The sequence below is a fragment of the Streptomyces sp. NBC_01198 genome (genome assembly GCF_036010485.1).
In the GTDB taxonomy this organism is placed as follows: Bacteria; Actinomycetota; Actinomycetes; order Streptomycetales; family Streptomycetaceae; genus Actinacidiphila.
Genome location: NZ_CP108568.1, coordinates 417,233 through 427,337 on the forward strand (window position 1 = coordinate 417,233; position 10,105 = coordinate 427,337).

1 protein-coding gene and 1 pseudogene are annotated in these 10,105 nt (G+C 75.9%); both read right to left on the bottom strand.

Annotated elements, in window-relative coordinates; genetic code table 11:
- Positions 1–5 precede the first annotated feature (5 nt).
- Positions 6–4,235, bottom strand: a complete 4,230-nt coding sequence (locus tag OG702_RS01895; RefSeq protein WP_327287085.1) for a non-ribosomal peptide synthetase — start codon at positions 4,233–4,235, stop codon at positions 6–8.
- Positions 4,232–10,057, bottom strand: a pseudogene (locus OG702_RS01900) (type I polyketide synthase); the annotation flags it as partial. The pseudogene OG702_RS01900 and the gene OG702_RS01895, both read right to left, overlap by 4 nt.
- Positions 10,058–10,105: the final 48 nt, after the last annotated feature.

Below are 10,105 nucleotides of genomic sequence, written 5' to 3' on the forward strand. Positions count from 1 at the left end.
GATGTCTACGCACCTTGTCTTGGTCGGCTGATCGCTTCGGCCACCGCGGCGGCATGTCGGGGAGTCAGCAAGGTGTAGTGCGTGGCCGGCACGGTGGCGCCGGTCACGGACCCTGAGGTCACCGCCGCCCAGCCCCAGTCGGGCACGGCGGCAGCCGGGTGGCCGGCGAATTCGCCGACCTCGCCCTCGCCGGCGCGTACGACGACGAGGTCGGCGGCGATGGTCGGCGCCGCGTAGCCGTTGCAGGCGCGGACCACACCGCGGAAGACGGCCAGCGGGTCGGCGAGCGACGCCGGTTCGATGCCGGCGGCGCCAGGGCCGGCCAGTGCCAGCACCTCGGCAAGCGCCTGCGCGTCGGGCAGCGCGGACAGCCCGCGCACCTCGTCCTCGGCGACCGTCTCGGCGCGGAAGCCGACGCCGAGGTCCTCGACGAACCACAGCAGCAGCCGGGTGTCGTCCAGTGCGCGCGGGGCGGTCGGGCTCGGCGAGTCGAGCACCGCCAGCCGTTCCACCCTCTCGCCGCGCGCCTCGAGAAGGTGCGCCAGCTCGAAGGCGATGACGCCGCCCGACGACCAGCCACCGAGCCGGTAGGGGCCGTGCGGCTGGACGGCGAGCAGCGCGTCGAGGTAGCGGCCGGCGAAGTCCTCGACCTTGTCCAGCGGGCCGCCGCCGCTGCTCGGGGTGGGCGCCTGGAAGGCGTGCACCGGCGCGTCGAGCAGTTCGGCGAGCCTGTCGTAGCAGAGCACGTTGCCGCCCGCCGGGTGCACGAAGAACCACGGGGTGCCGCTGGGGCGGTGGGTGAGCCGTACCAGCGGGGACCACCGGGGCTGCGCGGTCTCCAGCCACTGGGCCAGGCCCGCCACCGTACGCTGCTCGAGCAGCACGCCGAGCGGTATGCGGCGGCCGGTGGTGGCCGCGAGGCGTTCGATGACCCGCAGCGCGGCGAAGGACTGGCCGCCGAGGTCGAAGAAGTCGTCGTGCACGCCGACCTGTTCGGCCTCCAGCGTCTCCGCCCACACCTCGGCGATGGCGGCCTCGGTCGCTGTCCGCGGCGCCACGGGCGCGGCCCTGCCGCCCTCGTCGCCCGGGCCGAGCGCTTCTAGCGCGCGCCGGTCTAACTTGCCGTTGGCGGTCAGCGGCAGCGCGGGCAGCACCGTGATGTGCGCGGGCACCAGGTAGGAGGGCAGCCGCCCCGCCGCGAGTTCGCGCAGCGCTTCGGCGGTGGGCCCGCCGTCCGGTGCGGCGCCGGGGTGGCCGACGACGAAGGCGGCGAGCTGCTTGCCTGAGCCGGTGCTGCGGGCCACCACGGCAGCCTGCGCGACGGCTTCGTGGTCGAGCAGCGTCTGCTCGACCTCGCCGGGCTCGACCCGGAAGCCCTGGATCTTGACCTGGAAGTCGGCCCTGCCGAGGAATTCGATGGTGCCGTCGGGCAGGTAGCGGCCGAGGTCCCCGGTGCGGTAGACGCGCTCGCCGGTGCGGGGGTGGGTGACGAAGGCCGCGTCGGTCTTGGCCGGGTCGCCGAGGTAGCCGAGCGCCAGTCCGGCGCCGCCGATGTACAGGTGGCCGGGGACCCAGGTGGGCGCGTCGCGGCCGAGGTCGTCCAGGATGTGCCAGCTCTGCCCGGCCAGCGGGCGGCCGTAGGGGATGCTGGTCCACCCGGGGTCGACGTGGTCGACCGGGTGGCAGATCGACCAGATCGACGCCTCGGTGGCGCCGCCGAGGCTGACCACCCGGGCGTTGGGCGCGATACGCCGGATGCGGTCAGGCAGTTGCACCGGGATCCAGTCGCCGCTGAGCAGCACCGTCCGCAACCGCGGGAAGGTCGCGCCCGCGGCCTCGGCGGCCTCGGTGAACAGCTGCATGATCGCGGGCACCGAGTTCCACACGGTCACGCCGTGCCGCCCGACCAGGTCCAGCCACGCTCCCGGGTCGGCCGCCGCGGCGGTCGGCAGCACCAGGGCGGCGCCGGCGGCGGCGGTGCCGAACACGTCGTAGACCGACAGGTCGAAGCAGAGCGAGGAGATGCCGAAGACGACGTCTCCCGCGCCGATGCCGAAGCGGCGGTTGATGTCCTCGACGGTGTTCAGCGGACCGCGGTGGTCGAGCATCACGCCCTTGGGACGGCCGGTGGAACCGGAGGTGTAGATGACGTACGCGAGGTCGGCGGGCGTCCGCGTACCGCCGCCGCCCGCGGGGGTGAGGGAGTCCTGCCCGTCACCGGCAGGGGTGACGGCGTCCTGCCCCTCGCCGGCAGGCGTGACGGCGTCCTGCCCGTCGTCCGCGGGGGTGACGGAGAGCACCGGGGCGGTGGTCAGTGCGGCCAGCGCGGCGCTGTGCGGGGCGTCGGTCAGGACCGCGGCCGCCTCGATGTCGCCGAGCAGGTAGCCGACGCGGTCCTGCGGCCAGCCGGGGTCCATCGGGACGTACGCCGCGCCGGCGGCGAGCGCGGCGAAGACCGCGACGATCTGCTCGGGACCCTTGGGCAGCACCACGGCGACCCGGGAGCCGTCCGTGACGCCGCAGGCGCGCAGCCGGGCGGCCAGCCCGGCGCTGCGGGTCTGGAGTTCGGCGTACGTCCAGGTGGCGCCGTCGGCGATGACCGCGGGTGCGTCCGGGGCATCCGTCGCGCGCGCGGCGAGCGCGTCGTGCAGGAAGTCGGCGGCGGGCGCCGCCGCCGCGGGCGCGGGCAGCGAGCGCCGGACGCGCTGGGCGGCGGGCAGCAGGTCGAGGCCGGGCGCCTCCCAGGCCGCGTCGTCGTACGCCAGCGCGGTGAGCGCCGTCCGGTAGCCCTCCTCCATGGCGTCGATCAGGCCTTCGGGGAACATCTCCTCGATGACGTCCCACACCACCCACAGCCGGCCGTCGGGCAGTTCCCAGAACTCGCAGTCGAACCGCACCTGCGGTGTCTCCAGGGTGCTGTAGTCGGGCCGCTGCGTGGCGCCGACGAAGAGCGCGCTGCCGACCGCGAACGGGCAGACCGCGCGGCCCGGGGTGCGGCGGGCCTGGTTGAGCGCCTGGAGCACCTTCACCCCGCTCCACTGCGAGTGCTCGACGTCCGTGATGACCTGCGACTGCAGCCTCCTCGCGCGGGCCAGTAACGGCTCGTCGTGCCGCCAGTCGGCCTCCAGCGGATAGAGCGAGGCGAAGTTGCCGAGCACCTCGCCGATCTGCGGGTGCAGCGGCACCCGGTGGGTGATCATGTTGTTGATCAGGAAGTGCCGCGACCCGCTCCAGTACGCGAGCAGTTCCGCGTGCGCGGCGAGCACCACGTTGGTCTTGGTCAGCCCCCTGGCCTCGGCCCTGCCCCGCAGCGCCGTCCACAGCTCGGCGGGGAAGAGGATCTCCCTGCGCACCAGCAGCGAGCGGCGCCGCAGGTCGGCGCCGGCCGCGAGCGGCACGGCGGGCGCCTCCGGCCAGCCGGGGATGCGCTCGCGCCAGTAGCGTTCCGCCGCCCTGCCCTGCGGCGACTCCTCCAGCTCGGCGAGGGCCAGCACGCAGTCGCGGTAACCGATCGTCAGGTCGTCGGCCACCGAGGCGGGGTCGTCGTAGGCGCGCATCACGTTCGCCAGGAAGCCCATGGTGCCGGGGGCGTCGCTGAAGAGGTTGTTGTTGTTCCAGTGCAGCCGGGCACGGCCGTCGCCGTAGCGGCTGATGTGCGCCTCGACCCACGGCCAGCGGGAGATGTCGGGCTCGTGCCGCTCCATCGCGGCGCGGACCCGGGCGATCTCCGCCCGCTCCTCGGCCTCGGACATGCCCGCCAGGTCGGACACGGTCACCCGCACCGGTGCCGGGTCCGCACCGACCGCCTGCACCCGCAGGTCGTCGCGGACCACGACCAGGTCCTTGCGCTGCCTGCGCAGCACCTGGTTCAGAGCTGCCTCGTAGCGGGCCGGGTCGAGTTCGGCGAACTCCCACTCCATGTACTGGTGCGGGCGGACATGGTGCTCGAAGCCCTCGCGGCTGCCGATGATGAAGGACGTCTGCAGGTCGGAGGGCGCGAAGGGCTCGCCCAGGGCCGCCGCGTCATGGCTGATCACCGGCAGGTCGCCGGCGCCGGTGCCGGCCAGCCCGCTCAGCCACTCGATCAGCTCGGGCTTGTGCAGCACGATCCGGTCACGCAGGTCGGCGCCCAGGCTGCCCTTGGGCGCGGACACCTCAAGGCGGGCGTCGTCCACGAGCCGCAGTCTCACTCCGGCCCCGGCGAGTTCGGCCAGCAGATCTGGGACGGTGGTCACAGCGTCAGCACCTCGGTCTCCTGGTCTCCGTCAAAGTCGTCGTCGGGTGCGGCGGACACGCTTCTGATCGTCAGCTGCTGGCAGATCAGCTCGGCCACCTCCGCCGCGGTGCCGCCGCTGAAGAGCAGGTCCGGCGGTACGTCGGCGCGGAAGTCGGCGAGCAGCCTGCTGCGCAGCTGCACCGTGGTCAGCGAGTCCAGGCCCAGCGTGTTCAGCCGGACGCCCGCGAAGCGCCGCCGCAGCTCCTCCCGGTCGGCGCCGGGGATGCGCAGCAGCAGCCCGACCCGGTCGAGCAGGCCGTCGAGCACGGCCCGCCTGGCCGCCGCCGGGTCCCGCAGCACCAGCGAGGTGAGCTCCTCAAGCGACACGGCGTCGGCCGCCGGCTCGTCGGGCGCCGCCCCGACGAGGTCGCCGAGCAGGGTGTAGGGCCGGCGCCGGGAGAAGGCGGTCCGGTAGCGGTCCCAGTCCACCCGGGCCAGGCCCACATGCGGCTGCGGGCCGCCGGCCAGCAGCCCGCCGAGCGCGGCCAGCGCCCGCCGGGTCGGTATCGCCTCCATCCCCTGCGCGGTGAAGCGGTCGAGCAGGCCGCGGTCGTAGGCCATACCGGCCTCGGCCCACGGCCCCCATCCGGCGCTCAGGGTGCGGCGGCCGTGGCCGCTGCGGTAGCCCGCCAGTGCGTCGAGGAAGCTGTTGGCGACGACGTAGGCGGCCTGGCCGGGCGAGCCGGTCAGCGACAGCACCGAGGAGTAGAGGACGCAGAAGTCCAGGTCCAGGGAGGCGGTGTGCTGGTGCAGCAGCCAGGCGCCGCGGACCTTCGGTTCCAGCACCCGGCTGAAGCGCGGCCAGTCGAGGTCGGTCAGGGCCGCGTCGTCGGTGACGCCCGCCGCGTGCACGACACCGCGCAGCGGCGGGAGTTCCTTGGCCGTCTCCGCGAAGAGGTCGGCGACCGCCGCCGGATCCGCGATGTCCACGGCACGTGTCTCGACCCGGGTGCCGCGGTCCCGCAGGTCGGCGATCCACGGCGTGCCGGCAGCCGGGACGTGCCGCCCGATCAGGACGAGGGAGCGTGCGCCGTGCTGCGCCAGCCAGCTCGCGGTGACCCGGCCGAGGCCGCCGAAGGCACCGGTGACCAGGTAGGTGGCGTCCGCCCGCACCGGTGGCGGCTTGGTGGCCGCGAGTTCGCCCTCGCGCAGCCGCGCCTCGGACCAGTGGCCGCGGCGCAGCCTGTAGTGCCCGGACCCGTCCCGGCCGGCGACGGTGTCGAGCAGCGCGGGCAGCGCGGGCGCCTCCGCGGCCGGGTCGAGGTCGACCTGGGCGACCCGCAGGTCGGGGAAGTCGGCGATGACCGCCTTGGCGGCGCCGGTGAGCACCGCCTGCGCCGGGTCGGGCGCGTCGTCGGCGGCGCCGGTGGAGCAGACCAGGATCTGCGCGTCCTGGGTGCCGGGCGAGCGCACGAACTCCTGGAGCAGGGCGAAGCTGTGGCGGGCGAGCCGGAAGGCGGCCTGCAAGGTGTCCTCGTCGCGGTCGGCGGCGGCCCCTCCGGCGAGCGGTGGTCCGCCCGGAGGTGCCTGCGCCGCCTCCCCCGTCAGTGCCTCGCGCGGCGATACGGCCGGTGTGCGCTCGCCGGCCGGGGCGGACGGGGCCGCGTGCAGGATCAGGCCGGCCACCGCGCCACCCGTGGTGCGCAGGCGGGCCACTTCGGCGCGCAGCGCCTCGGCGGTACCTTCGGTGAGCGCGGCGACCGGGGAGCCGACGGCGGCCAGCTGGGCGGACCAGCGGGTGGCGACGGCCGGCTCGTCGCTGAAGAGCAGCCAGGTCGCGCCCGCGGGTCCGGGCGCCGTCACGGTGCTTGCCGTGTCGTCGAGCGGCACCCAGGCGGTCTCGTAGCGGCGCAGTGCCGGACCGGCGAGGGCGGCGAGCGCGCCCGCCGGGACGGCCTGGAAGCGCAGGGCCTCGACCACGGCAAGACATCGGCCGTTCTCCGCGTGCAGGGCGAGGTCCAGCACCCGCTCCCCCGTCGTCCCGTCGTCGGTCCGCCGGACGCGGCACCAGACCCGGGGCGGCAGCGCCTCGTAGACGGTGCACCGGCCGAGCGAGGTGGGCAGCGGCACGCCGTCGCCGTCGCCCAGGAAGGCGCCGACCGTCTGGAAGCAGGCGTCGAGCAGCGGCGGGTCGAGCAGGCAGCCGTCGCCTGCGGGCGTGGCCGGAGCGGCAGGACCGGTCGCGGCCGCGGGTGGCGGGGGCATCTCGACCAGCGCGGTCGCCTCGTTTCCGGTGCGCCACAGGCGGCGCAGCGCGCGGAAGGCGGGACCGTGGTCGACGGCGCCCGCGCGCAGCCGGGCGTAGAGGGTGTCGACCGGGATCTCGGTCATGCCGACGGTCAAGGTGGCGGGCGGGGCGTCCGCGGGGCGCGGGGCGGCGGTACGGGTGGCGGTCGCGGTCGCGTGCTCGGTCCACTCGGCGGCGCCGTCCTCGCGGCTGAAGCAGCGGATGGAGGCGGCGCCGTCCGGATGCGGCTGCACGACGGCCTGCACGGGACGGGGGTGGGAGTCGGTGAACGGCAGGAACTCGGTGAAGGTGACGGTGTCGAGGGTGACGCCGCCCCCGACACCGCGGGTGTCCAGCGCCGTCCGGGCCGCGGCCAGTGCCCATTCGACCATCGCCGCCGCCGGCAGGACCGGCACACCGGCGACCCGGTGCTGGTCGAGATACCACGGCCGGTCGGCCGCGAGGCTCTGCCCGAACCAGCGGCCCGCAGCGCCGGCCAGCTCGACGGGGGCGCCCAGCAGCGGATGGCCCGGCCGCGCCGCCGGGGCGGCGGTGGCGGTACCCGGCCCGGCGAAGTGCCAGTAGCGCCGGCGCTGGAAGGGATATGTCGGCAGCCGGACCGCCCGTGCGCCGGCGCCGAAGACCGCGGCGGGCCAGGTCACCGTGGCGCCGGCCGCGTGCAGTTCGGCGAACGCGGTCAGCAGGCCGCGGGTCTCCGCACTGCCGGTGCGCAGCGTGGTGGCCAGGACGCTGCCGCCCGCGTCGTCGCCCAGGCAGCGGTGGACCAGCGCGGTGAGCACCCGGTCGGGGCCGAGTTCGAGGTAGGCGGTGACCTTGGCGGCCCGCAGGGTGCGGACGCCGTCGAGGAAGCGGACGGCCTCGCGGGCCTGGGCGACCCAGTAGTCCGCGGTCAGCAACTCCTCGCCCGCGACGGCTCCGGTGACGTTGGAGACCACCGGGATGCGCGGCGGGTGGAAGGTCACCGTGGCCGCCACCGCCCGCAGTTGGTCGAGCGCGCCGTCCATGTGCGGGGAGTGGAACGCGTGGCTGACCCGCAGCCGGGTGGCCTTCCTGCCGCGGGACCGCCACTGCTCGGCCAGCTCGGCCGTGGCGTCCGCGTCGCCGGAGATCACCGTGGCGCCTGGGGCGTTGACCGCGCCGATCGTGACGCGGTCGGTACGGCCGGCGAGCAGTGCGCGCACCTCCGGCTCGTCGCCGTCGAGCGAGAACATCGCACCGCCCGCGGGCGTCGCGTCCATCAGCCGGCCGCGCGCGGCGACCAGGGCGGCCGCGTCCGGCAAGGAGAGGACGCCCGCGACATGGGCGGCGGCCAGCTCGCCGATGGAGTGGCCGAGCAGGTAGTCGGGGACGACGCCGAAGGACTCCGCCAGCCGGTAGAGGGCGACTTCGAGTGCGAAGAGCGCGGGCTGCGTGTAGACGGTTCGGTCCAGCAGCGCCGCCTGCGCGCTGCCGGGGGCGGCGAACATCAGCTCCCGCAGCGGCCGTTCGAGGTGCGGGTCGAGTGCCGCGCACACCTCGTCGAGCGCCGCGGCGAAGACGGGTTGCTCGCGGTGGAGTTCCGCGCCCCGGCCCGCGCGCTGGGCGCCCTGCCCGGTGAAGAGGAAGGCGGTGAGCGGCCGTTCACCCGCCTCGCCGCGGACGACCTGCGGGGCGTCGTCACCCGCGCTGAGCGCGCGGAGCCCGTCGAGCAGTTCGGCCCGGCCCTGTCCGACGACGACCGCCCGGTGCTCGAAGTCCGTCCGGGTCGTGGCGAGTGCCAGCCCGATGTCCCCGGTCCCGGCGTCCTCGCCGTCCTCGGCGTACGCTCGCAGTCGCGCGGCCATCTCCCGCAACGCCCCCTGCGACCGGGCGGACAGCGCCCAGGGCACGACGCCGGCGCCGGGCCCGCCGGCGGCCCCGGCCTGCCGCGCGCCGGGCGCGTCGCTCCCGTCCGCTGACACGCCCGCGACACGCGGGGCAAGAGCTCCCCCGGCGCCGGACGCGTCCGTCCCGCCGGCTGTGCCGGTCCTGCCCGTCGGCTCCGCCGCGGCACCGTCCGCGGCGTCCGCACCCGCCGACGCGGAGGCCGCGAGGTGCGGGGCGTCCCCGGCGCCTGCCGCGTCCGGCGTCGCCGCCGGGTCGGTGGCGGCCTGGCTGCCCGCCGGGTCCTGGTCCGACACCCCGGCGGTCGGCCCGGCCGGAGCGGCCGTGCTGCCGGGCGTGGGGGGCGTGACCGCAGGCGCGGGCGACACGCCCGGCTCGGCGGGGGCGTACGCCTCGGGGGCGGGCGGCTCCTCCAGGATGACGTGCGCGTTGGTGCCGCTGATGCCGAACGCCGAGACGCCCGCGCGCCGCGGGACGGCACCGGGGGGCCACGGGGTGGGTTCGGTCAGCAGGGTGATCGCGCCGGAGGTCCAGTCGACGTGGTCGGAGGGGCGGTCGGTGTGCAGGGTACGCGGGAGCAGGCCGTGCCGCATCGCCATGACCATCTTGATCACCCCCGCGACGCCGGACGCGGCCTGCGAGTGGCCGAGGTTGGACTTGAGGGCGCCGAGCAGCAGCGGGCGGCCGGCCGGTCGGCCCGGGCCGAAGACCGACAGCAGGGCCTGCGCCTCGATGGGGTCGCCCAGCGTCGTGCCGGTGCCGTGCGCCTCGACCGCGTCGATGTCGGCGGGGGTGAGCCGGGCCGCGGCGAGGGCCTGCCGGATCACGCGCTGCTGTGCGGGGCCGCTCGGCGCGGTGAGACCGTTGCTTGCGCCGTCCTGGTTGACGGCGCTGCCGCGGACGACCGCGAGCACCCGGTGGCCGTTGCGCCGGGCGTCGGAGAGGCGCTCCAGGACGACGAGTCCCGCGCCCTCGCTCCAGGCCGTGCCGTCCGCCGCGTCGGCGAACGGCTTGCACCGCCCGTCGGGCGCGAGCCCGCCCTGCGCGCCGAACTCCACGAACATCCCCGGTGTCGGCATCACCGCGGCGCCGCCCGCCAGGGCGATCCCGCACTCGCCGCGGCGCAGGGCCGCGCACGCCAGGTGCATCGCGACCAGCGAGGACGAGCAGGCCGTGTCGATGGTGACGGCGGGTCCGCCCAGGCCCAGGCTGTACGCGATCCGGCCGGAGGCGACGCTGGTCGACCTGCCGGTGAGCAGGTGACCTTCCAGGCCCTCGGGCGGCTCGTGCAGGGGGGCGCAGTAGTCGTTGTGCACCAGGCCGGTGAAGACGCCGGTGTCGCCGCCACGCAGCGTCTGCGGGTCGATGCCGGCGTATTCGACGGCCTCCCAGGCCAGTTCGAGCAGCAGCCGCTGCTGCGGGTCGACGGCCACCGCCTCGCGCGGCGAGATGCCGAAGAAGGCGGCGTCGAACCCCGCGGCGTCGGCGAGGAATCCGCCGCCCGTCGCGGGGGCGTCGCCCGCCCGCCGCAGCGCGCCGAGGTCCCAGCCGCGGTCCTCGGGGAAGCCGCTGATCGTGTCGGTGCCGTCGGCGGCCACCCGCCACAGGTCGTCGGGGCCGGCCACGTCGCCGGGGTAGCGGCACGCCATGCCGATGATCGCCATCGGCTCGGCGTCGCGGGCCTCCTGGTCGCGCAACCGCTGATGTGCCTCGGCCAG